At 62.2% G+C, this 24621-nt stretch carries 21 protein-coding genes; 13 read left to right on the top strand and 8 right to left on the bottom strand.

Annotation, left to right across the window (positions count from 1 at the left end):
• Positions 1 to 102 precede the first annotated feature (102 nt).
• Positions 103 to 1407, bottom strand: a complete 1305-nt coding sequence (hemA, locus tag CTATCC11996_RS05570; protein WP_003073973.1) for a glutamyl-tRNA reductase — start codon at positions 1405 to 1407, stop codon at positions 103 to 105.
• Positions 1408 to 1479: 72 nt separating this feature from the next.
• On the opposite strand from hemA, the gene CTATCC11996_RS05565 reads away from it, so the two are divergent.
• On the top strand, positions 1480 to 1755 hold the full coding sequence (locus CTATCC11996_RS05565) for a hypothetical protein (RefSeq protein WP_003073970.1): 276 nt from the start codon (positions 1480 to 1482) through the stop codon (positions 1753 to 1755).
• Positions 1756 to 1844: 89 nt separating this feature from the next.
• Here the strand turns inward: CTATCC11996_RS05565 and CTATCC11996_RS05560 are convergent, their stop codons facing one another.
• Entirely contained in the window at positions 1845 to 2750 is a 906-nt protein-coding gene (locus tag CTATCC11996_RS05560) for a LysR substrate-binding domain-containing protein (RefSeq protein ID WP_003073968.1), read from the bottom strand.
• Positions 2751 to 2908: 158 nt separating this feature from the next.
• On the opposite strand from CTATCC11996_RS05560, the gene CTATCC11996_RS05555 reads away from it, so the two are divergent.
• The 4 genes from CTATCC11996_RS05555 to CTATCC11996_RS05540 all read left to right on the top strand — a co-directional run bounded on the left by CTATCC11996_RS05555 (position 2909) and on the right by CTATCC11996_RS05540 (position 7787).
• Entirely contained in the window at positions 2909 to 3898 is a 990-nt protein-coding gene (locus CTATCC11996_RS05555; protein WP_003058506.1) for a tripartite tricarboxylate transporter substrate binding protein BugE, read from the top strand.
• An 11-nt stretch (positions 3899 to 3909) separates the two neighbouring features.
• Positions 3910 to 4803: an N-formylglutamate amidohydrolase gene (locus CTATCC11996_RS05550; protein ID WP_003073966.1), complete on the top strand. Its 894-nt coding sequence runs from the start codon at positions 3910 to 3912 to the stop codon at positions 4801 to 4803.
• Between the two features lie 189 nt (positions 4804 to 4992).
• On the top strand, positions 4993 to 6621 hold the full coding sequence (locus CTATCC11996_RS05545) for an SEL1-like repeat protein (protein ID WP_003073964.1): 1629 nt from the start codon (positions 4993 to 4995) through the stop codon (positions 6619 to 6621).
• Positions 6622 to 6803: 182 nt separating this feature from the next.
• Positions 6804 to 7787: a Bug family tripartite tricarboxylate transporter substrate binding protein gene (locus CTATCC11996_RS05540; RefSeq protein ID WP_172590525.1), complete on the top strand. Its 984-nt coding sequence runs from the start codon at positions 6804 to 6806 to the stop codon at positions 7785 to 7787.
• 214 nt (positions 7788 to 8001) lie between these two features.
• Here CTATCC11996_RS05540 and ugpQ read toward each other — a convergent pair whose 3' ends face one another.
• The 6 genes from ugpQ to CTATCC11996_RS25435 form a co-directional block, all read right to left on the bottom strand.
• Positions 8002 to 8778: a glycerophosphodiester phosphodiesterase gene (gene ugpQ / locus CTATCC11996_RS05535; protein WP_003073960.1), complete on the bottom strand. Its 777-nt coding sequence runs from the start codon at positions 8776 to 8778 to the stop codon at positions 8002 to 8004.
• Positions 8779 to 8957: 179 nt separating this feature from the next.
• Positions 8958 to 9965 (bottom strand): sn-glycerol-3-phosphate import ATP-binding protein UgpC, encoded by a 1008-nt coding sequence (locus CTATCC11996_RS05530; protein WP_003073959.1) that lies wholly within the window; start codon positions 9963 to 9965, stop codon positions 8958 to 8960.
• Between the two features lie 65 nt (positions 9966 to 10030).
• Positions 10031 to 10879, bottom strand: coding sequence for a sn-glycerol-3-phosphate ABC transporter permease UgpE (gene ugpE, locus CTATCC11996_RS05525; protein ID WP_003065986.1), 849 nt, complete (start codon positions 10877 to 10879; stop codon positions 10031 to 10033).
• Positions 10880 to 10881: 2 nt separating this feature from the next.
• Positions 10882 to 11763: a sn-glycerol-3-phosphate ABC transporter permease UgpA gene (gene ugpA, locus CTATCC11996_RS05520; RefSeq protein ID WP_003065988.1), complete on the bottom strand. Its 882-nt coding sequence runs from the start codon at positions 11761 to 11763 to the stop codon at positions 10882 to 10884.
• A 122-nt stretch (positions 11764 to 11885) separates the two neighbouring features.
• On the bottom strand, positions 11886 to 13199 hold the full coding sequence (ugpB, locus tag CTATCC11996_RS05515; RefSeq protein ID WP_003073957.1) for a sn-glycerol-3-phosphate ABC transporter substrate-binding protein UgpB: 1314 nt from the start codon (positions 13197 to 13199) through the stop codon (positions 11886 to 11888).
• Positions 13200 to 13381: 182 nt separating this feature from the next.
• Entirely contained in the window at positions 13382 to 13600 is a 219-nt protein-coding gene (locus CTATCC11996_RS25435) for a hypothetical protein (RefSeq protein WP_138983837.1), read from the bottom strand.
• Positions 13601 to 13702: 102 nt separating this feature from the next.
• Here CTATCC11996_RS25435 and CTATCC11996_RS05510 point away from each other — a divergent pair, with 102 nt between their 5' ends.
• The 8 genes from CTATCC11996_RS05510 (at position 13703) to CTATCC11996_RS05475 (ending at position 24531) form a co-directional block, all read left to right on the top strand.
• On the top strand, positions 13703 to 17620 hold the full coding sequence (locus CTATCC11996_RS05510) for a DUF3683 domain-containing protein (protein WP_034348261.1): 3918 nt from the start codon (positions 13703 to 13705) through the stop codon (positions 17618 to 17620).
• A gap of 155 nt (positions 17621 to 17775) precedes the next feature.
• Positions 17776 to 18213: an HIT family protein gene (locus tag CTATCC11996_RS05505; protein WP_003073954.1), complete on the top strand. Its 438-nt coding sequence runs from the start codon at positions 17776 to 17778 to the stop codon at positions 18211 to 18213.
• 74 nt (positions 18214 to 18287) lie between these two features.
• Entirely contained in the window at positions 18288 to 18707 is a 420-nt protein-coding gene (locus tag CTATCC11996_RS05500) for a gamma-butyrobetaine hydroxylase family protein (RefSeq protein ID WP_003073951.1), read from the top strand.
• Positions 18708 to 18950: 243 nt separating this feature from the next.
• The gene (gene ubiE / locus CTATCC11996_RS05495; protein WP_003065997.1) at positions 18951 to 19682 is read left to right on the top strand and encodes a bifunctional demethylmenaquinone methyltransferase/2-methoxy-6-polyprenyl-1,4-benzoquinol methylase UbiE; all 732 of its coding nucleotides are present in this window, start codon (positions 18951 to 18953) and stop codon (positions 19680 to 19682) included.
• 51 nt (positions 19683 to 19733) lie between these two features.
• Positions 19734 to 20735 carry a Tim44 domain-containing protein gene (locus CTATCC11996_RS05490; protein WP_003073948.1) on the top strand — a complete coding sequence of 334 codons (1002 nt, stop codon included), beginning with the start codon at positions 19734 to 19736 and terminating at the stop codon, positions 20733 to 20735.
• 132 nt (positions 20736 to 20867) lie between these two features.
• A complete protein-coding gene (locus CTATCC11996_RS05485) occupies positions 20868 to 21479 on the top strand; it encodes a hypothetical protein (RefSeq protein WP_003073946.1) in 612 nt (203 codons plus the stop codon).
• Positions 21476 to 23044: a ubiquinone biosynthesis regulatory protein kinase UbiB gene (gene ubiB, locus CTATCC11996_RS05480; RefSeq protein WP_003073945.1), complete on the top strand. Its 1569-nt coding sequence runs from the start codon at positions 21476 to 21478 to the stop codon at positions 23042 to 23044. The genes CTATCC11996_RS05485 and ubiB overlap by 4 nt, the downstream gene beginning before the upstream one ends.
• 35 nt (positions 23045 to 23079) lie before the next feature.
• Positions 23080 to 24531, top strand: coding sequence for a high affinity choline transporter 1 (locus CTATCC11996_RS05475; RefSeq protein ID WP_003073943.1), 1452 nt, complete (start codon positions 23080 to 23082; stop codon positions 24529 to 24531).
• Positions 24532 to 24621 lie beyond the last annotated feature (90 nt).

Raw genomic sequence — 24621 nt, 5'->3', positions numbered from 1 at the left:
GGTGAGGGTGCTCACCTTTGTGGAGTCAGGAAGGAGGGAGGGCAGGCCACGGCCGGGCCATGCGCTGCACGAGGACGGCAGCGCCAAAGCGGGCGAGCGCCGCTAAAGCTTGCTGGGGTTGCGGCTGGCGCGCAGGAACAGACGGGAGACGGTGTCCGCTGTCTGGGCGCGCTCTTCGGCGTCGCCCTTGTGCAGCTCGGCCATGGTGCCGTGCAGCATTTTCTGTGTGAGGCCGCGCGAGAGCGCTTCCAGCACGGTGTCAATGTCTTCGCCCTTGGCCAGCAGCTTTTTGGCGCGGGCAATTTCCAGCGCACGCCATTCGTCGGCCTGGGCATTGACCTGCTGGATCAGCGAGACCGCGCCGCCCACGGGGTTGCGCTGGTCCATCCATTGCATAAAGCTCTGCACGCCGGTGTCGATGATGACCTCGGCCTGCTGCACGGCGGCCTGGCGCTGGGCCTGACCGGTGCGCACGACGGTTGCCAGATCGTCCACGGTATAGAGATAGACGTCGTTGAGGTTCTTGACCTCGGATTCGATATCGCGCGGCACGGCCAGGTCCACCATGAAGATGGGGCGGCGCTTGCGCTTCTTGAGAGCGGACTCCACGGCACCCAGGCCGATGATGGGCAGGGTGGATGCCGTGCAGCTGATGATGGCGTCGTACTCGTGCAGATGCTCGGGCAGGTCGGCCAGGCGCATGGTGCCGGCGCCGAACTGGGCCGCCAGCTTTTCGCCACGCTCCATGGTGCGGTTGGCGATGGTGATCTGCCTGGGGTTGCGGGCGGCAAAGTGGGTGGAGACCAGCTCGATCATCTCGCCCGCGCCCACGAACAGCACGCGGATCTTGCTCAGGTCTTCGAACAGCTGGCCGGCCAGACGCACGGCAGCGGCAGCCATGGAGATGCTGTGCGCACCGATCTCGGTAGAGCTGCGCACTTCCTTGGCCACGGCAAAGCTGCGTTGGAACAGCTGGTTGAGCGTGGTGCCCAGGGCACCTGCGGTCTCGGCAGCGCGCACGGCGTTCTTCATCTGGCCAAGGATCTGGGCCTCGCCCAGCACCATGGAGTCCAGGCCCGAGGCCACGCGGAAGGCGTGACGGGCGACCGAGCCGTCCTGCAGCAGATACGAGTGCTGGCGCAGCAGCTCAGGCGCTACGCCGCCGCTGCTGGCCAGCCAGTGCATGGTGTGATCCATGGCGGGGGCGTCGGCAGCGCAGTAGATCTCGGTGCGGTTGCAGGTGGAGAGGATGGCGGTTTCCACGGCACTGTGAGCCCGGCCCGCGTGGGACAGGGATGCGCGCAGGCCTTGCAGCGTCGGCGCGATCTGATCGAGCGCGAACGCAAAACGGCCCCGCATATCGAGCGGCGCCGTGTGGTGATTGATACCTAAAGCCCAGACTGCCATAACAGGGGATTATAAAATTTAGAACCGGATTGGGCACCCCCCGGTCTCAAAGCCTTGGAATCGATTGTTGCCATGGATTTTGTTGCGAGCGTGAATCATTTACTCAACTTCGTCGCCCCGGCTTTTTTTCTCGCGCTGGGCCTGGCGGTCTGCGCTCGAATATTCAAGAAAAACAAGGCTGGAGCCCAATCCTTCATTGTGCAGGTAGCTATCAATTTCATATTGGGTGCGGCGGTTTTGCTGGCCAGTCTCTGGCTGTTTTCACGCGATGGCAAGATGCTCGGCTATGCCGCACTGGTCTGCACAAGTGCCTGTTGCCAGTGGGTGCTTTCCAGAGCCTGGCGCTGATTGGCGCATTGGCTGGAAAGCAGTTTTGCGTGAAATCTTGATATGACTCAAGAGTGTCTGTTGTATTCGCGCCAGTGTCCGGCCGGGCCTCAGTCGCTGACGGCGCCGGGACCGGCCTGCTCCAGTATCCAGCGGCGAAACTGCTTTAAGGCCTCCGTCGGAGGGCGGCTGCCTTGCTGGCATAGAAAGTAGCCGCGCTCGATATGCACCGGGGCATCCAGCGCCAGAGCCACGCGCCCCGATGCCAGATCTTCTTCCACCAGGCAGCGCTGAACCATGGCTGTGCCCATGCCGGCTGCCACGGCCTGCACCAGCAGGGCCACGGTCTCAAAGTCCGCGACCGGGGCGGGGCAGGGCTGGCTCAGGCCCCGGGCCTGCATCCAGCTGGCCCAGTTGCCCGGGTAGTTGGTGTGGAACAGCAGCGGGCGGTTCAGCAAATCCTGCTCGCTGCGGATGGGGTTCGGCCCCTGCAGCTCGCGCGGGTGGCAGATGGGTATCAGGTCGCGGCCGATCACATATTCGGCCTCCACGCCTGCCGGCCAGTGCTGGCTGCCGACGCGAATCCAGGCATCGATCTCCGGCGCATTGAGCGGATCGTCGCGCCGGTAGGGCGCGAAGGAGAGCATGATTTGCGGATGACGGCGGTTGAAGTCGGGCAGGCGCGGAATCAGCCAGTGGCTGAACAGCGTGGGAATGACCGACAGACGCAGCTGGGGCCCGTGGCGGCGCCTGCGCGCGGCGGCTGATGCGGCCTCGATCGCCATCACGGCAGGCTCTATCGCCTGCAGATAGTCCTGTCCTGCCGCAGTGAGCGCGTTGCGTCTGCCCAGACGCTCGAACAGGGCAAAACCCAGATGCTCCTCAAGCCTGGCAATGGCCCGGCTGATGCCGCCCTGCGTCACATACAGCTCCTGCGCGGCGAGCGAGTAACTGCCCAGGCGGGCGGCCGCGGCAAAGGCGTGAAGTTCGGACAGGGACGGAGAGTGCATGCGCATGACGGCTTGAATTATGACGGTTGGTAATACTTGCGTGCCGTCTTGTCGCTTTTCGCCATGCGGCCTGCGGCACAGAATGAAACAAAGGTCGGAGCGTTCGGTGAAGCGCTCCGAGCCGACCCATAACCAGTCTTTCACGAGATCCAAGGAGAAGCCGCATGGCCATTCGTCGTACCGTTCTGTCGTCCATTGCCGCCTGCGCAGCGGCCGCCGCGCTGTCCCCCGCGTTCGCTGCCAATGCAGCAGCGGACTACCCCAATCGCCCCATCCGCCTGATCGTGCCCTTTGGCGCGGGCGGCTCCACCGATATGGTGGCGCGTCTGCTGGCCGACAAGATGGGCCAGATACTGGGCAAGGCCGTGGTGGTGGACAACCGCGGCGGAGCCGGCGGCTCCATCGGCGCTTCGGAAATCGCCAAGGCCGCTCCCGACGGCTACACCATCGGTATGGCCACGGTGTCCACCCATGGCTCCAACCCGGCCATCTTCCGCAAGCTGCCCTATGACGCGATCAAGGACTTTGCTCCCATCACCAATGTGATGAGCGTGCCCAGCGTCTTCGTGGTGAACGCCAGCGTGCCCGCCAAGACCATGAAGGAATTCATCGCGCTGGCCAAGGCCAACCCCGACAAGTACACCTTTGCCTCGCCGGGCACGGGATCGCTCGGTCATGCCAATATCGAGAACTTCATGAACCTGGCGGGCATCCAGCTGCTGCACATTCCTTACAAGGGAGCGGGCCAGGCCATTACCGATGCGCTGGGCGGACAGGTCAATGCCATGACGGACAACCTGCCTTCGACCCTGCCGCATATCAAGGCTGGCCAGCTGCGTCCCCTGGCCGTGCTGGCCCTCAAGCGCAGCGATGTGCTGCCCGATGTGCCCACCTATACCGAGCTGGGCTATCCCCAGATGGGCGACGGCGGCTGGTTCGGCCTGGTGGCGCCTGCGGGCACACCCAAGCCCATCATCGACAAGCTCAATGCTGCGGCCCACAAGGTCATGGCTTCGCCCGACTACCTGGAAAAGCAGAAGTCCATCTCCGGCGAGTCCATGGGCAACACGCCCGAGCAGTTTGCCAAGCAGATCAAGACTGCGATCGAGCGCTACACGGCCGTGGCCAAGCGCGCCAATATCAAGCTGGACTGATGAAGGCATCAATGTCTTTGCCTGATTTTCTGCAAGCCAGACCGGCCGAGCCGGTGCTGGTGCACCCGGCCCGGGGCGAGGTTCTGCCCATAGTCTGCGACTCGCCGCACAGCGGCACGGCCTATCCCGAGGACTTCGGCGCCGTCGTGCCCATGAGTCTGCTGCGCCGTGGCGAGGACACGCATGTGGCCGCGCTCTGGGAGCGCTGGCCCGAGTTTGGTGCCACGCTGCTGGAAGCGACTTTTCCGCGTACCTATGTCGATCCGAACCGCAACGAGTCTGACCTGGACCCCGCGCAGATCGAGGGCGAGTGGCCGGTGCCGCTGTCGCCCAGCATCAAGACCCAGCAGGGGCTGGGCCTGATCTGGCAGCGCATCAGCAAGGCCGGTGTGGCCACGCCCCTGTATGAACGCAAGCGCACCGTTGCCGAGGTGCAGCACCGTATCGAGCGCTACTGGCGCCCCTATCACGCGGCGCTGGCGCAGGCCATCGACGACAGCGTGGCCCGCTTCGGGGCTGTGTGGCATCTGAATCTGCACTCCATGCCCAATGATGTGTATCAGCGACTGGGACGCAGCGATGCACCGCCGCTGGCCGACTTCGTGCTGGGCGACCGCGACGGCACGACCTGTGCGCCCGAGTTCATCCATCTGGTGGGCGATACGCTCAAGGGCTTTGGCTACAGCGTGGCCTATAACGAGCCCTACAAGGGCGTGGAGCTGATCGGGCGCATAGGCCAGCCGCAGCTCAATCGCCACTCGATGCAGATCGAGATCCGTCGCCCCGTCTATATGGATGAGGACACGCGCGAGCCGAATGCGGGCTTCGAGCCGCTGCGCATGCATTTTGCCGAGCTCATGCAGGTGCTGGCGGACTATGTGCGCCAGCAGATGAGCAGAGGCTGAAACCTGTCCATCGCTCCAGGCCCGGCTTTGCCGGGCTTTTTCATGTCACGGCCAAATGTCAAAAAACTGTGGCTAGGATGCCGCGATTGAGGGATTCCTTATCGAAGCTGCTATCAGAATCAGTTACGCTCGCAGGTTGGTGTCATCGTATGTCTGATGTAACAACAAGCGTCTAGGAATCGTACCGGAATGAAGTTCACTCCCATCGCAGCGCTGGTCATGTCGAGTCTGGCGGCCTTTGCCCAGAGCGCATCAGCGCAAACCGGTGCGGAAGGTCGCATGAATTTTTTGCGCGATTCCAGAGCCGCCACATCGGGCCCCCAGTTTGAATTCAGCCGTCTGCAATACGGCCCGCTGCCGATTGCAGGCGCGCGCGTGGCCTCCACGGCCGGTCCGCTGCAGGCTGCCGAGCGCGGCGATGCCAAGGCGCAGAACCAGCTGGGCGAGATGTATGTGCATGGCCAGGGTGTGCCCCAGAATGCAGCCACCGCTGCCCAGTGGTTCCGCAAGGCCGCAGCCCAGGGACATGCGGGCGCCCAGAACAGCCTGGGTGCGCTGTATGCCAACGGCCAGGGTCTGCCGCAGAACTACCGCGAGGCTGCCCAGTGGTACGGCCGCGCGGCGCAGCAGAACAATGCCGTGGCGCAGTACAACCTGTCCCACCTCTATCAGGAAGGCCTGGGCGTTCCCCAGAGCTTCAGCACCGCTGCCCAGTGGCTGGAAAAATCCGCTGCGCAAGGCCATGTGACGGCCCAGTTCGAGCTGGGTCAGCGCTACATCAAGGGCAATGGCGTGGCCGTGAACTACATGACGGCTGCAGACTGGTTCAAGAAAGCCGCCGATCAAGGTCATGCGGAAGCGCAGAACCAGCTGGGCTCCATGCTGTCCGACGGCGTGGGCGTGAAGCTGGATCCCGTTCAGGCCGCCCAGTGGCTGCAGCGCGCTGCCGAGCAGGGCGACGCCAGGGCCCAGAACAGCCTGGGCCGCATGTATATGGATGGCGTGGGTGTGCCGCGTGACTACAAGCTGGCGGCATCCTGGTTCCAGAAGAGTGCCGAGCAGTGGAATGCCGACGGTCAGAACCATCTGGGCCGTCTCTATCTCTACGGTCTGGGTGTGGAACAAAGCCCAGCCTATGCGGCGCAATGGTTCCAGCGCGCGGCCGACCAGAATCACGCCGATGCCCAGTACAACCTGGGCACCATCTATGCCGAAGGTCTGGGCACACCCCAGAACTACGGCACGGCCCTGCAGTGGTATCAGAAGGCGGCCGAGCAAGGCCATGCAGCGGCCATCAACAACGTGGGCACCTTGTACGCCGAAGGCCGTGGCGTTGCGCAGAACTATGCGACGGCCATGCAGTGGTTCCGCCGCGCGGCCGACAAGGGCGATGCCTCGGCTCAGTTCAATCTGGCGCGTCTGTATGCGGACGGCCAGGGCAGTGCAGCCAGCCCTGCTCAGGCGATGAAGTGGTATGCCGCGGCAGCCGAGCAAGGCCATTCCGGTGCGCAGAACCGCCTGGGCGTGATGTACGCCGAAGGCCAGGGCGCTGCGCGCGATTACGGCAAGGCCGTGCAGTGGTATCAGCGTGCGGCCGAGCAGGGCGATGCCGCTGCCCAGTACAACCTGGGCATGGTCTATGCACAGGGCCAGGGCGTGGCGCGTGACAATGCCAGGGCCTACTTCTGGTACAACCTGGCGGCCATGGAGCTGGGTGGTGATGCCGCCAAGCGCCGCGATGAAGCAGCCAACAAGCTCAGCATTGCCCAGGTGGCCGAGCAGCAGAACAAGGCGCTGGCCTGGCAACCCAAGCGCTGATTGCCGCTTTGCACTCAGGCACCCAAGCGCTTCCCTCGAGAAGCGCTTTTTTATGCCGGCCGGCTCCCGTCATGGTTCAAATCATGGCTCGAATGCCGTTATCCAGCGCAGGCAGGCTGCCGATCAGACTTCCCGGACAGCGTTTTGTGCGGCCGATGATTTCTAAAACCAAGGAGACAACAATGAACAAGACTTCAATGAACATACTGGCCGGCCTGATGGCTGGCGCAGGCCTGCTTTTGTCCGCAGGCGCACAGGCTCAGGACGCCTTTCCGACCAAGCCGATTCGCATCGTGCTGGGCTTTCCCGCCGGCGGCCCGCTGGACCAGCATGCCCGTTTGCTGACCGACAAGCTGCAGGGCGTGCTCGGTCAGCCGCTGGTGGTGGATTACAAGCCAGGAGCGGGCGGCTCCGTGGGGGCGCAGGACGTGATGCGCTCGCCCGCCGACGGCTACACGCTGATGCTGGCCAACACCGGCGTGATGGTCATCAACCCTGCGCTCTACAGCAAGCTGCCCTACAACACGCTCAAGGACTTCACGCCGATTGCCCGCACTGCTATGCAGCCGCTGGCGCTGCTGGTCAACAACAAGGTGCCGGCCAAGACGCTGACCGAGTTCACAACCTACGCCAAGGCCAACCCCGGCAAGATCAACTTCGGCTCGGCCGGCAACGGCGGCATCAGCCATCTGGTGCCCGAGATGTTCAAGAGCGCCGCAGGCGTGGATCTGGTGCACATCCCCTACAAGGGCAGCGCGCCTGCGTTCACCGATCTGATCGGCGGCCAGGTGCAGTTCATGGCCGAGAGCATTCCGCAGGCGGCCGCCTATCACAAGCAGGGCAAGGTGCGCGCTCTGGCCGTGACCAGCAAGGAGCGCAACCCCGCACTGCCGGAGGTGCCGACCGCCATCGAGTCTGGCCTCAAGGGCTTCGAGGTGGTGGGCTTCTATGGCTTTCTCGCCCCTGCCGGTCTGCCCAAGGACGTGACGGCCAAACTCAGCAACGCCTTCCAGCAGGTCATGAACCTGCCCGATGTGAAGAGCCGCATGGTGGAGCAGGGCGCCGATCCGGCCTTCCTGGGCTCCGAGGCCTTCGGCAAGTTCCTGGCCACCGAGACTCCGCGCTGGGCGGCCGCCGTCAAGGCCTCCGGCACGAAACTGGATTGACACCCCCTGAGGCGCTGTGCCTAGGCCCTTGCGCGGCCGCCCTGATTTGTCAGTGCCAGTATTGGAGGTGGTGAACGCAAAAAAGCCCGGCCGCTTTGGGTGGCCGGGCTTTTGTTTTGCTATGAATATAGAAGCTGTTTACGCTTGATTTGAAAGGAATTCAGCATTGATTGATGCTGAAGTTCTTAGTGGATCTGCGTAAGCAGCTACTGATTTACAGCTGCTCGCCTGTCTGCGCGGGGCTGAAAAGGTCCACGCGGTCGGTGATGATCCCGTCCGTGCCCAGGTCGATCAGGCGCTGTGCGGCCCATTGGTCGTTGACGGTGTAGCTGCTGCAGTAGAGGCCTGCGCCATGTACCTTGGCCACCAGCTCGGGCGTCCACAGCGCATGGTTGAGCACCATGGCGCTGCAGTCCAGCTCCAGGGCCAGCTTCAGGTCGGCGTCGCCGCTGGCGTCGGCCAGCTTGTCCACCAGCAGGCCGCGCGGGATATGCGGTGCGGTCTCGCGGGCGCCCTTGAGCGATTCGGACTTGAATGAGGTGAACAGCGGCTGCACCTCGGCTTGCGGCCAGATGCGCTGCATCAGCTCGCCGCAGGCGCGGCCGGTTTCCAGCTCCTGGCCCGGGGTCGGCTTGATTTCCACATTCAGGTGCAGATGGTTGGCCAGGCACCAGCGCGCCAGGGCTTCCAGCGTGGGCAGGGCTTCGCCTGCATAGGCGCGTGAGTGCCAGCTGCCGGCGTCGAGCTGGGCGATCTCGCCCATGCTCAGTGCGCCGCCAATGCCGTGGCCGTTGGTGGTGCGCTCCAGCGTGGCGTCATGCATCAGAAACAGCACGCCGTCCTGGCTGAGCTTGGCATCGCATTCAAAGAAGCGGTAGCCATGTTGCGCGCCCAGACGGAAGGCGCTCATGGTGTTCTCCGGTGCCAGCTTGCCGGCGCCGCGGTGGGCCACCCAACGGGGGTAGGGCCAGGGTTTCAAAGCATTCGTCATAGTGAGTCCAACAAAGTTTGCGGCTTCATACTTCAGGGTAGCTTTGGGCGCGTCGATGAGAACTGGCGCAACCCATCTCAGAGACACCGAGCAAGAGCCGCCTTGCGGCGAAGGTGTCGTCCCCCTCCCGCGTAGCGAGAGAGGGGGAAGCGGCGCAGCCGCTCAGGGGGAGTTTCGATTTAGGCGCGTTTGCCGGTTTCGGCGTTGAACCAGTGCAGGCGGTCTTCGCGCGCCGAGATGCGGGCTGTGTCACCGGGCTTGGGATAGGGCTTGCCTTCTTCCACACGGACGGTGACGTCTTCGTCGCCCACCTTGCCGTAGAGCAGGCGTTCGGCGCCCAGCAGTTCCACGGTCTGGACCTTGAACTCCACGCCGCCGGCTTCCACCAGGTCGATATGCTCGGGACGGATGCCAAGAATCATGCCGGGCTTGCCGTTGGGCGAGTGCTTGAGCAGGTTCATGGGAGGCGAACCGATAAAGCCCGCCACAAAGGTGGAGGCGGGTGTGTGATAGACCTCTTCGGGCGTGCCGAACTGCTCCACATTGCCGCCGTTCATCACCACCATGCGCTGGGCCAGGGTCATGGCCTCGACCTGGTCATGGGTCACGAACAGGCTGGTGATGCCCAGCTCGGCGTGCAGCTTCTGGATTTCCAGGCGAGTCTGGCCGCGCAGCTTGGCATCCAGATTGGACAGGGGTTCGTCGAACAGGAACACCTGGGGCTGGCGCACGATGGCGCGGCCCATGGCCACGCGCTGGCGCTGGCCGCCAGAGAGTTGGCGGGGCTTGCGGTCCAGCAGGTGGCTCAGTTCCAGAATCTTGGCGGCCTTGTCCACACGGCGCTTGATCTCGTCTTCGGGCACCTTGGCGAGCTTCAGGCCGTAGGCCATGTTCTCGTAGTTGCTCATGTGGGGGTAGAGCGCGTAGTTCTGGAACACCATGGCGATATTGCGCTTGGCGGGCTCCAGGTCGTTGACCTTGTTGCTGCCGATCAGTAGGTCGCCGTCGGTGATTTCTTCCAGGCCCGCGATCATGCGCAGCAGGGTGGACTTGCCGCAGCCCGAGGGGCCGACCAGCACGATGAATTCGCCGTCGTTGATCTCGACGTTGATGCCGTGGATGACGGGTACGGCGGACTTGCCGGTGCCGTAGCGCTTGACGATGTTCTTCAGGGAGATGGATGCCATGAGAGGTATTCCAGGTATTCGTTCAATGGGTCAAAAGAAGGTGGTGGAGGCAGTGGGGGCGAGCTTTATTTCTCGGTATCCACCAGGCCTTTGACGAACCACTTTTGCATCAGCATCACCACGGCTGTCGGGGGCAGCATGGCCAGAATGGCGGTCGCCATCACAATGTTCCAGTCCACAGCGGCTTCGCCGCCGGCCAGCATGCGCTTGATGCCGATCACCACGGGGTACATGTCCTCCGAGGTGGTCATCAGCAGCGGCCACAGGTACTGGTTCCAGCCGTAGATGAACTGGATCACGAACAGCGCGGCAATCGAGGTCTTGGACAAGGGCACCAGAATGTCCTTGAAAAAACGCATGGCGCCGGCGCCGTCGATGCGGGCAGCTTCCACCAGCTCGTCCGGCACGGTCAGGAAGAACTGACGGAACAGGAAGGTGGCGGTTGCCGAAGCAATCAGCGGCAGGGTCAGGCCGGCGTAGCTGTTGAGCATTCCCAGCTCGGCCACGACCTTGTAGGTGGGCAGGATACGCACTTCCACGGGCAGCATCAGGGTCAGGAAAATCGCCCAGAAGCAGACCATCTTGAACGGGAAGCGGAAGTAGACGATGGCAAAGGCCGACAGCAGCGAGATGGCGATCTTGCCCACGGTGATGACCATGGCCACGACAAAGCTCACCCACATCATCTGCACGACATTGGTGTTGGAGCCGAGCTTGCCCGAGCCGAGCAGGGCTTCGCGGTAGTTTTCCCACATGTGCGAGCCGGGCAGCAGCGGCATGGGGGACTGCACGATGGCGTCCGCCGTATGGGTGGATGCGACCAGCGCCAGATACAGCGGGAAGGCCACGATGGCCACACCCAGCAGCAGCACGGCGTGGGAGATGAAGGCAAGCCAGGGATTACGATCGACCATGATCAGTACTGCACTTTCTTTTCAACATAGCGGAACTGGATCACAGTCAGCACGACAACAATCAGCATCAGGATCACGGACTGGGCTGCGGAGCCGCCCAGGTCCAGCGCCTTGAAACCGTCCTGGTAGACCTTGTAGACCAGAATCGATGTCGACTGGCCGGGGCCGCCCTGCGTGGCTGCATCAATGATGCCGAAGGTGTCGAAGAAGGCGTAGACGACGTTGATCACCAGCAGGAAGAAGGTGGTGGGCGAGAGCAGCGGCAGTTGGATGTTCCAGAAGCGGCGCCATGGGCCGGCACCGTCGATGGACGCGGCTTCGATCAGTGCCTTGGGAATGGACTGCAGCCCGGCGAGGAAGAACAGGAAGTTGTAGGAAATCTGTTTCCACACCGAGGTGATGACGATCAGGGCCATGGCCTGGTTTTCGTTCATCAGATGGTTCCATTCATAGCCCAGCTTGCCCATGTAATGGGTCACCACACCGATGGAGGGCGAGAACATGAAGACCCACAGCACGCCCGCAATCACGGGAGCCACTGCGTAGGGGATGATCAGCAAGGTCTTGTAGACCATGGCAAAGCGGATGATGCGATCCGCAAAGATGGCCAGAGCCAGCGAAACGGCAATGCCGACGCCGGCCACCAGCACGGAGAACAGTGCCGTGCGTTTGAAGGAATTCAGATAGGTGGGGTCGGCGAACAACTGGCGGAAGTTGTCCAGGCCAACCCATTCGGTACTCATGCCGAACGCGTCTTCCATCTGGAATGACTGGAGCACAGCCTGACCGGCGGGCCAGAAGAAGAAGATGCCGATGATCAGTAGCTGGGGGGCGATCAGCACCCAGGGAAGCCACTTGGATCGGAAAAGAACGCGTTTTTCCATGAGGAGTTACAAATAAAAAAACCGCCGGAGCCTGGGTGCAGTCAACGGGGTATTTGGGGGTGCAGAGCCTTGTTTGAAGGCCCCGCAGGCCTTGGCGGCACCCTTGCGGGTGCCTGGAGGGTTTACTGTTTGTAGGAGCGCTCGAAGCGAGCCAGCAGTTCGTTGCCACGGCTCACGATGGAGTCCAGCGCCTGCTTGCCGGTCTTCTTGCCAGCCCACACCTGTTCGAGTTCTTCATCCTCGATGGTACGGATCTGCACGTAGTTGCCCAGACGGATGCCGCGCGAGTTGTCGGTCACCTTGCGGATCATCTGCGTCACGGCGGTGTCGGTGCCGGGGTGCTTGGCGTAGAAACCGGACTTTTCGGTCAGGTCATAGGCCGCCATGGTCACGGGCAGGTAGCCGGTGCGCTGGTGCGAAGCGGCCTGCACCTTGGTCTGCGACAGGAATTCGAAGAACTTGGCCACGCCCTTGTACTCTTCGGCCTTCTTGCCGGCCATGACCCACAGCGAAGCGCCGCCGATCACGGTGTTCTGGGGAGCGCCCTTGACATCGGGATAGTAGGGCAGGGGAGCCAGGGCGTAGTTGAACTTGGCGTTCTTGGCCACATCGCCGTAGAAGCCGGACGAAGTCTGGATCATGGCGCATTCACCCGCGGTGAACGAAGCCTGGGAAGTGGAGGCGCGACCCTTGTAGACAAACTCGCCGGCCTTGGCCGCTGCGGCCAGGTTGTCGATGTGCTTGACGTGCAAAGGCGAGTTGATCTTCATGCGCGCCTTGTAGCCGTTGGCGCTCAGACCGTTGTGCTCGGTGGCGAATTCCACGTTGTGCCAGGTGGAGAAGGACTCCAGCTGGGTCCAGCCTTGCCATGCCAGGGTCATGGGGCAGCTGTGGCCGCTTTCCTTGAGCTTCTTGGCGGCAGCAAAGACTTCGGGCCAGGTCTTGGGGGCGACGTCGGGGTTCAGGCCGGCCTTCTTGAAGGCGTCCTTGTTGTAGTAGAAGATGGTTGTCGAGCTGTTGAAGGGGAAGCTCAGCATCTGGCCGTTGGGGGCCGTGTAGTAACCGGCCACGGCGGGGATATAGGCCTTGGGGTCGAAAGCGACGCCGGCGTCCTGCATCACCTTGCCCACGGGCACGGTCGCGCCCTTGGAGGCCATCATGGTGGCTGTACCCACTTCAAACACCTGCAGGATGTGAGGGGCGTTGCCCGAGCGGAAGGCTGCAATCGCGGCTGTCATGGATTCGTCGTACACGCCCTTGAACGTGGGCACGACCTTGTAATCCTTCTGGCTTTCGTTGAACTGCTTGGCCAGGTCATTGACCCACTCGTTATTCACGGCAGTCATCGAGTGCCACCATTGGATTTCGGTGACGGCTTGTGCCGAGAAAGTAGTAGCGGCGACGGCGGCGGCCATGGCCAGTTGCTTGAATTGCATGAAGGCTCCTCTAACGATCGTTGACGAAATATGCGGTGATGCACACTAAGTCATCCGTATGACATATGGATGTCATTGTTTGCATGGGCAACGCGCCGCACCATGGGCAGAACCCGCAGTCACAAGCCTTTGTATGACGATCCGGTGACATCTGATGGTGCGCGAAGCTGCGCCATTCTAGGTCAACGGCATTTCGTTTGTTGTTGGTAGTCTTTCGTATTGAGTTGTTTTTGATTCGGAAATGTATGATTTTTGTCTAAATAGCCTATGGAAGATTCATCTACCATTGGGCTGCGTGCAGCGGTGAACGGGTTCGCAGCGCCTTTGTGCACTGCCATGCGGCGAATCGCCTGGGGAATGCCGGAGGGGCTTGCTGCTTTGGCGATAGCAGGGCTGGCCACTCAGAACCCATAGCAAAGCATGGCTGAGCCGCCGTCGCTTAAAATCGTCATCCCACTGGCTTAGGGGTGCCACACAGAGGGCGCCCGACACGGTCTACCCCCATGAATGTACCGATTGCGTTGGCTGCCGCCCTCCAGGCACAGGCTGCCGAACCCGCACGACTGCGCGAGATTCCCTATAACTACACATCGTTCTCTGACCGTGAGATTGTGATTCGTCTGCTGGGCTCATCCATGTGGGATGTGCTCAATCAGCTGCGTCAGGAACGCCGAACCGGCCGATCTGCCCGCATGCTCTACGAAGTGCTGGGGGATATCTGGGTTGTGCAGCGCAATCCCTATCTTCAGGACGATCTGATCCACAACCCCGACCGCCGCAAGTCGCTGGTCGAGGCGCTGGAGCATCGCCTGGCCGAGATCGACAAGCGTCGCGAGCCCAATGAGGATGCGCTGCGCGATCAGCTGGTGGGCCAGCTGGTGGAAGCGGCCCACCGCGCCGTGCATGAATTCAACGCCACTTTTGTCGAGGCAGAGCAGCTGCGCCGCCGTGCGCAGAAGACGCTGCGTCGATACACCGCCAAGGACAACATCAAGTTCGACGGTCTGTCGCGCGTGGCCCATGTGACCGATGCGACCGACTGGCGCGTCGAGTACCCGTTTGTCGTGCTGACGCCCGATACCGAAGCCGAGATGGCCGGTCTGGTCAAGGGCTGTATCGAACTCGGTCTGACCATCATTCCGCGCGGAGGCGGTACCGGCTATACGGGTGGCGCCATACCTTTGACCTGGCGCTCGGTGGTCATCAACACCGAGAAGCTGGAAGCGCTGAGCGAAGTCGAGATGCGCATGATTCCCGGCGTGGATCACGAAGTGCCCACCATCTACTCCGAAGCCGGGGTGGTGACACAGCGCGTGGCCGATGCGGCCGAGCGCGGCGGCTTTGTGTTTGCCGTGGATCCGACCTCCATCGAGGCCTCCTGCATCGGCGGCAACATCGCCATGAACGCGGGCGGCAAAAAGGCCGTGCTCTGGGGCACGGCCCTGGACAATCTGGTGTCCTGGCGCATGGTCACGCCCGATGCGCAGTGGCTGGAAGTCACGCGTCTGGATCACAACCTCGGCAAGATTCACGATGCCGAGATGGCCTGCTTCGAGCTGAAGTACTTCGAGGCGGACGGCAAGACCCATGTGCGCACCGAGCGCCTGGACATTCCCGGCCACACCTTCCGCAAGGAAGGCCTGGGCAAGGACGTGACCGACAAATTCCTCTCGGGTCTGCCCGGCATCCAGAAGGAAGGTACGGACGGCCTGATCACCAGCGCGCGCTGGGTGGTCCACCGCATGCCGGCGCATACGCGTACCGTGTGCATGGAATTCTTCGGCAATGCCAAGGATGCCGTGCCCTCCATCGTCGAGATCAAGGACTACATGTTCGCCGAGCAAAAGCGCTCGGGCGTGCTGCTTGCCGGTCTCGAACACCTGGACGACCGCTACCTCAAGGCCGTGGGCTACGCGACCAAGAGCAAGAAGGGCAACGGCCATCTGCCCAAGATGGTGTTGCTGGGCGATATCGCCGGTGACGACGCCGACGAAGTGGCCCGCGTGGCGGCCGAGGTGGTGCGCATTGCCAATTCGCGCAACGGCGAAGGCTTTACCGCCGTCAGCGCCGAGGCGCGCAAGAAGTTCTGGCTGGACCGCAAGCGCACGGCCGCGATCTCGCGCCACACCAACGCCTTCAAGATCAACGAAGACGTGGTGATTCCTCTGCCGCGCATGGCCGAGTACACCGATGGCATCGAGCGCATCAATATCGAGCTGTCGCTGCGCAACAAGCTCAAGCTCTGCGACGAGCTGAGCGGTTTCTTCAGGCACTCCGACCTGCCTCTGGGCAAGAGCGACGATGCCGGAGACATCCCCAGCGCCGAGCTGCTGGAAGACCGCGTGCAGCAGGCTCTGGCGCTGGTGGCCGAGGTGCGCGAGCTCTGGCAGGGCTGGCTGGACGGCGTGGCCACGCTGTTCCCCGAGCTGCAGGATCACCGCCTGCGTGCGAGCTGGAAGACCCAGCTCAAGGAGCCGCTGTCCAAGATTTTCGCGGGCGCTGCCTTCCAGCCGCTGCGCGAGTCCGTCAACGAGATTCACCAGAAGGTGCTCAAGGGCCGTGTCTGGGTGGCGCTGCACATGCACGCCGGTGACGGCAATGTGCACACCAACATCCCTGTCAACTCCGACGACTATGAAATGCTGCAGACCGCGCACGAAGCCGTGGCCCGCATCATGGAGCTGGCGCGCAGTCTGGACGGCGTGATCTCGGGTGAGCACGGCATCGGCATCACCAAGCTGGAATTCCTCTCGGATGCCGAGCTGGCACCGTTTGCCGATTACAAGAAGCGTGTGGACCCCGAAGGCCGCTTCAACAAGGGCAAGCTGATCCGCAACGAAGAGTGGGATGCCCTGGCGCACCAGAGTCACGACGGTCGCTCGCCGCGCGAGTCGCTGATGTTTGCCGACCTGACCAACGCCTACACGCCCAGCTTTGGCCTGATGGGTTATGAATCCATCATCATGCAGCAGTCGGACATCGGCGCCATCGCCAACTCCGTCAAGGACTGCCTGCGCTGCGGCAAGTGCAAGCCCGTGTGCGCCACCCATGTGCCGCGCGCCAATCTGCTGTACTCGCCGCGCAACAAGATCCTGGCCACCTCGCTGCTGGTGGAGGCCTTCCTCTACGAAGAGCAGACACGCCGTGGCGTGTCCATCAAGCACTGGCAGGAATTCGAAGATGTGGCCGACCACTGCACGGTCTGCCACAAGTGCTTCAACCCCTGCCCGGTCAAGATCGACTTCGGCGACGTGACCATGAATATGCGCAATCTGCTGCGCAAGATGGACAAGAAGAGCTTCCGTCCCGGCAACAAGCTGGCCATGGCCATGCTCAATGCCACCAACCCCGACACCATCAAGTTCATGCGCACGGCCATGGTGGGCGTGGGCTTCAAGGCCCAGCGCCTGGCGGCCGACGTGCTGGGGGCTGTTGCCAAGAAGCAGACCGCGCATCCGCCCGCATCGGTGGGTACGGCTCCCATCAAGGAGCAGGTGATCCACTTCATCAACAAGAAGCTGCCCGGTGGTCTGCCCACCAAGACGGCGCGCGCCTTGCTGGATATCGAAGACAAGGATTACGTGCCCATCATCCGCGACCCGCAGGCCACCAAGTCGGATACCGAGGCGGTGTTCTACTTCCCTGGTTGCGGCTCCGAGCGCCTGTTCAGTCAGGTGGGTCTGGCCACGCAGGCCATGCTCTGGCATGCCGGCGTGCAGACCGTGCTGCCGCCCGGCTATCTGTGCTGCGGCTATCCACAGCGCGGCTCGGGTCAGTTCGACAAGGCCGAGAAGATGATCACGGACAACCGTGTGCTCTTCCACCGTGTGGCGACCACGCTCAACTATCTGGACATCAAGACCGTGGTGGTGAGCTGCGGTACCTGCTATGACCAGCTGCAGGGCTACCAGTTCGACAAGATTTTCCCCGGCTGCCGCATCATCGACATCCACGAATATCTGCTCGAAAAGGGTATCACGCTGCAGAACAAGGGCTCGTACCTGTACCACGACCCCTGCCATACGCCCATGAAGCAGCAGGACCCGATGAAGACCGTCAAGGCCTTGATGGGTGACAACGTGCTCAAGAGCGAGCGCTGCTGCGGCGAGTCCGGCACGCTGGGCGTGACGCGTCCCGACATCTCCACGCAGATCCGCTTCCGCAAGACCGAGGAAATCCGCAAGGGCGAGGCCGCGCTGCGCGACAACGGTCAGCTGGGCGCTCAGGACAACGTCAAGATCCTGACCAGCTGCCCCAGCTGCCTGCAGGGCCTGAGCCGCTATGGCAACGACCTGAACAACGGGCTGCTCGAAGCCGACTACATCGTGGTCGAGATGGCGCGCGACATTCTGGGCGAGAACTGGATGGCCGAGTATGTCAATCGCGCCAACCAGGGCGGTATCGAGCGCGTGCTGGTGTGATGCCCCTTGAGTCGCTTCGCGCCTTCTCCCAAAGGAGGGCGACACCCTCGGCGCGGGGCGGCGGGGCCGGCATAGGCCCTTGCTCGGTGTCTGTGGCCTGCGCAGGGGTCACATCGCAGTGATGTGGGTAAGACGCATTGCAATGGAGATTTCAGATGTTGGTTGAAAATTGTCCTCTGTGCACTGCCGACGGCGGTGCGCTGGTCTGGCGCGGCGACAAGCTGCGTGTGATCCGGGCCGCCGAGCAGGGCTTTCCGGCCTTCTATCGCGTGGTCTGGAATGATCATGCGGCCGAGTTCTCGGATCTGAGCGCGACGGATCGCATTGTCTGCATGGATGCCGTGGCCCTGGTGGAGCGCGTGCTGCGCGAGCAGCTGGCCCCGACCAAGATCAACCTGGCGGCTCTCGGTAACATGGTGGCGCATCTGCACTGGCATGTGATTGCGCGCTATGACTGGGACAGCCACTTTCCCGCTTCGGTCTGGGCTGCGGCCCAGCGCGAGCGCAATGAAGAGCGCGAAGCTGAGATTGCCCGCCAGCTGCCGCAGGTGGATGAAGTGCTGCAAAAGGCGTTGACCCTCTGGGCCGCGTGATGTTTTTCGTCTCCGTCGGGAGATTCAAAGGGCAGCTTGAGGCTGCCCTTTTATGCATTGATTAGGAGAAAGCCATGGCAGGACTGCAAGCCAACACTCCCACCCCCCAGTCGCTGACCGTGCATGGTGCATCGCGCGTGCTGGAGGTCTCTTATTCGGACGGCAAGACTTTCCGCATCCCGTTCGAGTTGCTGCGCGTGTACTCGCCCTCGGCCGAGGTGCAAGGTCATGGCCCGGGCCAGGAAGTGCTGCAGACCGGCAAGCGCGATGTGGGCATCAACACCATAGAGCCGGTGGGCAACTACGCCATCAAGCCGTTCTTCAGCGATGGGCACGAAAGCGGTCTGTACACCTGGGAATACCTCTACCAGTTGGGTAGCCAGCAGGATGCTCTGTGGCAGCAATATCTGCAGCGCCTTGAAGAAGCCGGGATGGATCGCGATACGCCCATGCCCGAGAAGGGCGCCGGCGGTCATGGCTGCAGCGTGCATTGAGCTTTGACTGTCAGGGGCTTGCATGTCGGCTCAAAAGCCGGCAGCAACGTCCCGTACACGCCACATAGCCCATGCGTACGGCACAGGGTTATTGAGGCTGGTGCTATATTTCCAATAGCTTTAAGCGCTCGTGAAATAAGCGCTCAAGGCGAATTCTTTCAAAAAACCATAGTGCTTCAAAGCCTGTAGCCATACGGGGTTGTCGCTGTACGCGCAAGCACTGCCTGCTTAGCATTCTTTGTTATGAGCTCCACACACTTCGGATTCCAGACTGTTGATGAAAGCGAGAAGGCATCGCGCGTACGCGGTGTGTTCGACTCTGTGGCGTCCAAGTACGACGTCATGAACGACGTGATGTCGGGTGGACTGCACCGCGCCTGGAAGGCTTACACGCTGATGGTGGCCAACCTCAAGGAAGGCGACAAGGCGTTGGACATCGCGGGCGGCACAGGGGATCTGTCCCTGGCTTTTTCCAAGAAGGTGGGGGCCAGCGGTCAGGTGGTGCACACCGACATCAATGAAGCCATGCTGCGCGTGGGGCGTGACCGTCTGACCGACAAGGGTGTGATCCTGCCCACGCTGGTCTGCGATGCTGAAAAGCTGCCCTTCCCCGACAACTATTTCGATCTGGTCAGCGTGGCCTTCGGCCTGCGCAATATGACGCACAAGGATGCAGCGCTCAAGGAAATGAACCGCGTGCTGCGCCCCGGCGGCAAGCTGCTGGTGCTGGAGTTCTCCAAGGTGGCCAAACCGCTGGAGAAGGTCTATGACTGGTACTCGTTCAAGATTTTGCCGACCATGGGCAAGATGATTGCCGGCGACGCCGAAAGCTATCGCTATCTGGCTGAGTCCATCCGCATGCACCCGGGCCAGAAGGAGCTCAAGGCCCTGATGCAGCAATGCGGCTTTGGCCATGTGGACTATCACAACATGACAGGAGGCGTCTGTGCCTTGCATGTGGGAATCAAGTGTTAAGTGCGCCCTGTGCGCAGATTTGTAGCGACTTTCTATAAGAAGGGAGATGAGATGAAGAAACTTTGGTCAATCGCCTTGGTGGCAATGCTGGTGGTGGCACATGGTCAGGCCGATGCAAAACGCATGGGCGGTGGCTCATCGTTGGGCAAGCAGTCGGGCAACGTCACTCAACGCGAAGCGTCTCGTGCTCCCGCTCAGAATGCCCAGCAGGCTGGGCAGCAGAATGCAGCGCAGCAAAACCGTGCTGCTCCACCTGCAGCGGCTCCGGCCGCTGCACCCAAGAAGCCATGGGGCGCCATGCTGGGCGGCCTGGCCGCAGGCCTGGGCCTGGCCTGGCTGGCCAACTCGCTGGGCATGGGCGAAGCCTTTGCCAATATGCTGATGTTCGGTCTGCTGGCCATGGTGATCATGGTGGTGGTCGGCATGATCATGCGCCGTCGCAAGGCAGCGCCTGCCGTGCAAAGCGCTAGCAGTCCATTCGCCTTTCAGGGCGCAGGCAATCTGGGCGGTGATGTGAATGCACCTCAGGCACGTCAGTACAACCCCGAAAAAGTGGGCAATGATGCGTCGGCTCGTCCTTGGGAACAGAACCATATTCCTGAAGCCGCAGCTGCAGCTGGCGGCTCCATGATCGGCTCTGCCCTGTCGGGTTCGCAGAACTGGGGCGTGCCTGCAGACTTCGATGCCGAAGGCTTTCTCACTGCAGCCAAGCGCAACTTCGTGACGCTGCAGTCGGCCTGGGATCGTTCCGACATCACCACTTTGCGCTCCATGATGACCGACGAGATGCTCACGGAAATCCGCGGCCAGCTGTCCGAGCGCGAGACGCAGCGCGCGGGCGAGCCCAACCACACCGATGTGTTGATGATCGATGCGCAACTGCTGGGCATCGAAGACCTGGGCAATGGCTATATGGCCAGCGTCGAGTTCTCCGGCATGATCCGCGAGGAGGCATCGGCAGGCCCCAGCCCCTTCCGTGAAGTCTGGAACATGACCAAGCCCAAGAGTGGCACCAGCGGCTGGCTGGTCGCCGGCGTGCAGGCGCTGCAGTAAGCCCTACTGTCTGGCGCACCCTGTGCCAGAGGCAGCAAGCAAGCGCCGCCGCGCAGCGAAGCTGCCGTCCCCCTCAGGGGGAAGGCGCAAAGCGCCACAGGGGGGAATCAATTTCATGAATAATCGGGGACTATGGCAACACAGTCCCCTTTTTCTTTTCTGGGCGGTCTCGTCGAACGCGTGATGGCCGGTCCCCAAGCTCCTGAATGGCTGGTGAGTGAAATGCACCAGCGTCTGGTGCTTTTCCTCAATCATGTGCTGATGCAGGAAAAAGAGGCCACGGATCGCCTCGTGCGCCAGAAGGGGCGTATTGCGCGTGTGCAATGGCGCCAGTATTCGGTCGCCTTGCTGGTCACTCCTGCAGGCCTGTTCGACGTGGCTCCTGCCGAGGCAGCCCCCGATCTGATGCTGGAAGTCACCGAGACCTCACCTCTGTCGCTGGCTCAGACGGCCTTGCGTGGCGACAAGCCCAGCATTCGCATTGAAGGCGATGTGCAGTTTGCCGCCGAGATCAATTGGCTGGTGGATAACGTCAAGTGGGATGTGGAGGAAGATCTGGCTCGCCTGATTGGCGATGTGCCGGCCCACACCATTGGCAAGGTTGCACGCACGGCCGCACAGGGGCTGCGTCAGTTCGTCGGCGCACGCATGGGCAGCAAGTCTGCCTCTGCTGCCGATGTGGCCAATCCTGCCGGCACGGCACCCGTGGCAGCCATGCCCGGAGCCGATTACACACAGCCATGAGCCGCTTTCTGCGAGGCTGGGCCATCCTCTGGGTGGTGTTTCGTTATGGACTCGACGAGCTGGTGCTCTCCGGGATTCCGCATCCGCGCCTGCGCAGCTTGCGCGGCGTGCTGACCTTCGGTCGCAAGCTGGACAAGCCACGTGGCGTGCGCCTGCGCGAAGCGCTGGAGGAGCTGGGGCCCATCTTCGTGAAGTTCGGTCAGGTTCTGTCCACCCGCAGCGACCTGATGCCGCCCGATGTGGCCGAGGAACTGGCCAAGCTGCAGGATCGCGTGCCGCCGTTCGATTCCCAGATCGCGGTGGACACCATCGAGCGTTCCTTTCGCAAGCCGCTGGAGCAGATCTTCATCAGCTTCGAGCGTGAGCCCGTGGCCAGCGCGTCCATCGCCCAGGTGCACTTTGCCAGGGTTCGCGACAAGGCTGGCGTCGAGCACGATGTCGCCGTCAAGGTGCTGCGCCCGGGCATGAAGTCCGTGATCGACAAGGATCTGGCGCTGATGCACATGATGGCGAGCTGGCTGGAAAGGCTCTCCCATGATGGCAAGCGGCTCAAGCCCAGGGAAGTGGTTGCCGAGTTCGACAACTATCTGCATGACGAGCTGGACCTGATCCGCGAAGCCTCCAATGCCGCGCAACTGCGCCGCAATATGGATGGGCTGGATCTGGTGCTGATCCCCGAGATCCACTGGGATTACTGCCACACGGATGTGATGGTGATGGAGCGCATGAAGGGCGTGCCCATCAGCCAGGTCGAGCGCCTGCGCGAAGCTGGCGTGGATATCCCGAAGCTGGCGCGCGATGGCGTGACCATCTTCTTTACCCAGGTGTTCCGTGACGGCTTCTTTCATGCCGACATGCACCCGGGCAACATCATGGTCAGCCTGGAGCCCGATACCTTCGGGCGCTATATCTCGCTGGACTTCGGCATCGTCGGCACGCTGACCGAGTTCGACAAGGAATATCTGGCGCAGAACTTCCTGGCCTTCTTTCGCCGCGACTACAAGCGCGTTGCCGCCTTGCATGTGGAAAGCGGCTGGGTACCTGCCACGACGCGCGTCGAGGAGCTGGAGGCAGCCATCCGCGCCGTCTGCGAGCCCTATTTTGACCGGCCGCTGGCCGAAATCTCGCTGGGCATGGTGCTGATGCGCCTGTTCCAGACCTCGCGCCGTTTCCAGGTCGAGATCCAGCCCCAGCTGGTGCTGCTGCAAAAGACGCTGCTCAATATCGAGGGTCTGGGGCGCCAGCTCGACCCCAACCTCGATCTGTGGAGCACGGCCAAGCCATTCCTCGAGAAATGGATGCTGGACCAGATGGGGCCGCAGCGCCTATGGCATGAGCTGCAGGCACAGGCGCCGCGCTACGCCAAGATCCTGCCCGACATTCCGCGCGTGCTGCACCAGTATCTGTCCAGGCACGGAGCCGGCAATGACAGCGAGACCCTGCTCAAAGAGCTGCTGCAGCAGCAGAAAACGACCAACCGTCTGCTGCAGGCCATCCTCTGCGGCGGCATCGGTTTCGTCATCGGTCTGGTGGTGCTGCAGGTTCTGCTGCGCATCCGCTTCTGAGCTTTCCTTTTCTTTAGAGTTCGAGGAGTGCCAGCGTGCTGCTCTCATTGGTGATCGTCTACCTGCTTGTGACCATTGGCATCGGCCTGTGGGCTGCCAGACGCGTGAAGAACACGGCGGACTTCGCCATTGCCGGCCGTCATCTGCCGCTCTACATGATCATCACCACCACCTTTGCGACCTGGTTCGGGTCCGAGCTGGTGCTGGGCGTGCCAGCCAAGTTCATCGAAGGCGGTCTGCATGCGCTGGTAGAGGATCCGTTTGGCGCGGGCATGTGCCTGATTCTGGTCGGGTGCTTTTTCGCGGCCAAGCTCTACCGCATGAATCTGCTGACCATCAGCGACTACTACCGCTCGCGCTATGGCCGGACTATCGAGGTGATCTGCTCGCTGATCATCATGCTCAGCTATCTGGGCTGGGTCTCAGCCCAGGTCACGGCGCTGGGCCTGGTGTTCAACCTGCTCTCGGGCGGTGTCGTCAGCATTCCCATGGGCATGACGATCGGCGTGCTCTCGGTGCTGGTCTACACCCTGTTCGGCGGCATGTGGTCAGTGGCCGTGACGGATTTCGTGCAGATGATCATCCTGGTCGCAGGCCTGCTGATACTGGCTTTTTTTGCCGGTGACATGGCGGGTGGCGCGGGCAAGGTGGTCGATCTGGCCACCAGCCGCGATCTCTTCAAGTTTCTGCCAGAGCCCTCGCTGCATGAAATCGTTTTCTTCATAGGCGCTGCCGTGACCATGATGCTGGGCTCGATTCCGCAGCAGGACATCTTCCAGCGCGTGATGTCGGCTGACACCGAAAAATCGGCCGTGCGCGGCACCATCATCGGCGGTGCCTGCTATGTGATCTTTGCCTTCGTGCCCATGTTCCTGGTGGCCAGTGCGCTCATCATCATGCCCACCGAAGCGACGGCCCTGCTGGCCGATGATCCGCAGAAGGTGCTGCCCACCCTGGTGATGGACAAGATGCCGTTTGCCATGCAGGTGCTGTTCTTCGGCGCGCTGCTCTCGGCCATCAAGTCCTGCGCGTCGGCCACCTTGCTGGCCCCCAGCGTGACCTTCACCGAGAACATCTGGCGCCAGTTCCGTCCCTACACCACGGACAAGGAAAACCTCAGGACCATGCGCATCAGCGTGCTGGTGTTTGCGGCCTGCGTGCTGGCCTATTCGATCATCATGGAAGGCACGCCCATCTATGAGCTGGTCGCCAGTGCCTATCAGGTGCCGCTGGTGGGCGCCTTCGTGCCGCTGGTGTTCGGCCTGTACTGGAAGAGGGCCACCACCCAGGGCGCCATCAGCGCCGTGGCGCTGGGCATCGGTGTGTGGCTGGTATTCATGGTCACGCCTGCGCTCAACCAGGCTTTTCCACAGCAGCTGGCTGGTCTTTTGGCTGCGGTTGCCGGCATGCTGGCAGGCTCGCTGCTGCCGCAGTGGATCAGCAACCATCACCGTGAAATAGAGTCCTTTGCCGAGATCAAGGCTTGAGAGTGCAAACCGGCCGCACCGGGGCTTGCTTGCGCAGCGCAGCAAAACCAGGGGCGGCGCCTATAATTGAGGGTTTTTGCACTTCCCCCG

Origin of the sequence: Comamonas testosteroni ATCC 11996, from assembly GCF_000241525.1 — a bacterium.
GTDB classification, from domain to species: domain Bacteria; phylum Pseudomonadota; class Gammaproteobacteria; order Burkholderiales; family Burkholderiaceae_C; genus Comamonas; species Comamonas testosteroni.
This window is presented reverse-complemented; position numbering and strand designations above follow the sequence as displayed.

Excerpts from the sequence above, each read along its gene's own strand:
- hemA (WP_003073973.1), bottom strand. The coding sequence starts at position 1,407 with ATGGCAGTCTGGGCTTTAGGTATCAATCACCACACGGCGCCGCTCGAT.
- CTATCC11996_RS05565 (WP_003073970.1), top strand. The coding sequence starts at position 1,480 with ATGGATTTTGTTGCGAGCGTGAATCATTTACTCAACTTCGTCGCCCCG.
- CTATCC11996_RS05560 (WP_003073968.1), bottom strand. The coding sequence starts at position 2,750 with ATGCGCATGCACTCTCCGTCCCTGTCCGAACTTCACGCCTTTGCCGCG.
- CTATCC11996_RS05555 (WP_003058506.1), top strand. The coding sequence starts at position 2,909 with ATGGCCATTCGTCGTACCGTTCTGTCGTCCATTGCCGCCTGCGCAGCG.
- CTATCC11996_RS05550 (WP_003073966.1), top strand. The coding sequence starts at position 3,910 with ATGTCTTTGCCTGATTTTCTGCAAGCCAGACCGGCCGAGCCGGTGCTG.
- CTATCC11996_RS05545 (WP_003073964.1), top strand. The coding sequence starts at position 4,993 with ATGAAGTTCACTCCCATCGCAGCGCTGGTCATGTCGAGTCTGGCGGCC.
- CTATCC11996_RS05540 (WP_172590525.1), top strand. The coding sequence starts at position 6,804 with ATGAACAAGACTTCAATGAACATACTGGCCGGCCTGATGGCTGGCGCA.
- ugpQ (WP_003073960.1), bottom strand. The coding sequence starts at position 8,778 with ATGACGAATGCTTTGAAACCCTGGCCCTACCCCCGTTGGGTGGCCCAC.
- CTATCC11996_RS05530 (WP_003073959.1), bottom strand. The coding sequence starts at position 9,965 with ATGGCATCCATCTCCCTGAAGAACATCGTCAAGCGCTACGGCACCGGC.
- ugpE (WP_003065986.1), bottom strand. The coding sequence starts at position 10,879 with ATGGTCGATCGTAATCCCTGGCTTGCCTTCATCTCCCACGCCGTGCTG.
- ugpA (WP_003065988.1), bottom strand. The coding sequence starts at position 11,763 with ATGGAAAAACGCGTTCTTTTCCGATCCAAGTGGCTTCCCTGGGTGCTG.
- ugpB (WP_003073957.1), bottom strand. The coding sequence starts at position 13,199 with ATGCAATTCAAGCAACTGGCCATGGCCGCCGCCGTCGCCGCTACTACT.
- CTATCC11996_RS05510 (WP_034348261.1), top strand. The coding sequence starts at position 13,703 with ATGAATGTACCGATTGCGTTGGCTGCCGCCCTCCAGGCACAGGCTGCC.
- CTATCC11996_RS05505 (WP_003073954.1), top strand. The coding sequence starts at position 17,776 with ATGTTGGTTGAAAATTGTCCTCTGTGCACTGCCGACGGCGGTGCGCTG.
- CTATCC11996_RS05500 (WP_003073951.1), top strand. The coding sequence starts at position 18,288 with ATGGCAGGACTGCAAGCCAACACTCCCACCCCCCAGTCGCTGACCGTG.
- ubiE (WP_003065997.1), top strand. The coding sequence starts at position 18,951 with ATGAGCTCCACACACTTCGGATTCCAGACTGTTGATGAAAGCGAGAAG.
- CTATCC11996_RS05490 (WP_003073948.1), top strand. The coding sequence starts at position 19,734 with ATGAAGAAACTTTGGTCAATCGCCTTGGTGGCAATGCTGGTGGTGGCA.
- CTATCC11996_RS05485 (WP_003073946.1), top strand. The coding sequence starts at position 20,868 with ATGGCAACACAGTCCCCTTTTTCTTTTCTGGGCGGTCTCGTCGAACGC.
- ubiB (WP_003073945.1), top strand. The coding sequence starts at position 21,476 with ATGAGCCGCTTTCTGCGAGGCTGGGCCATCCTCTGGGTGGTGTTTCGT.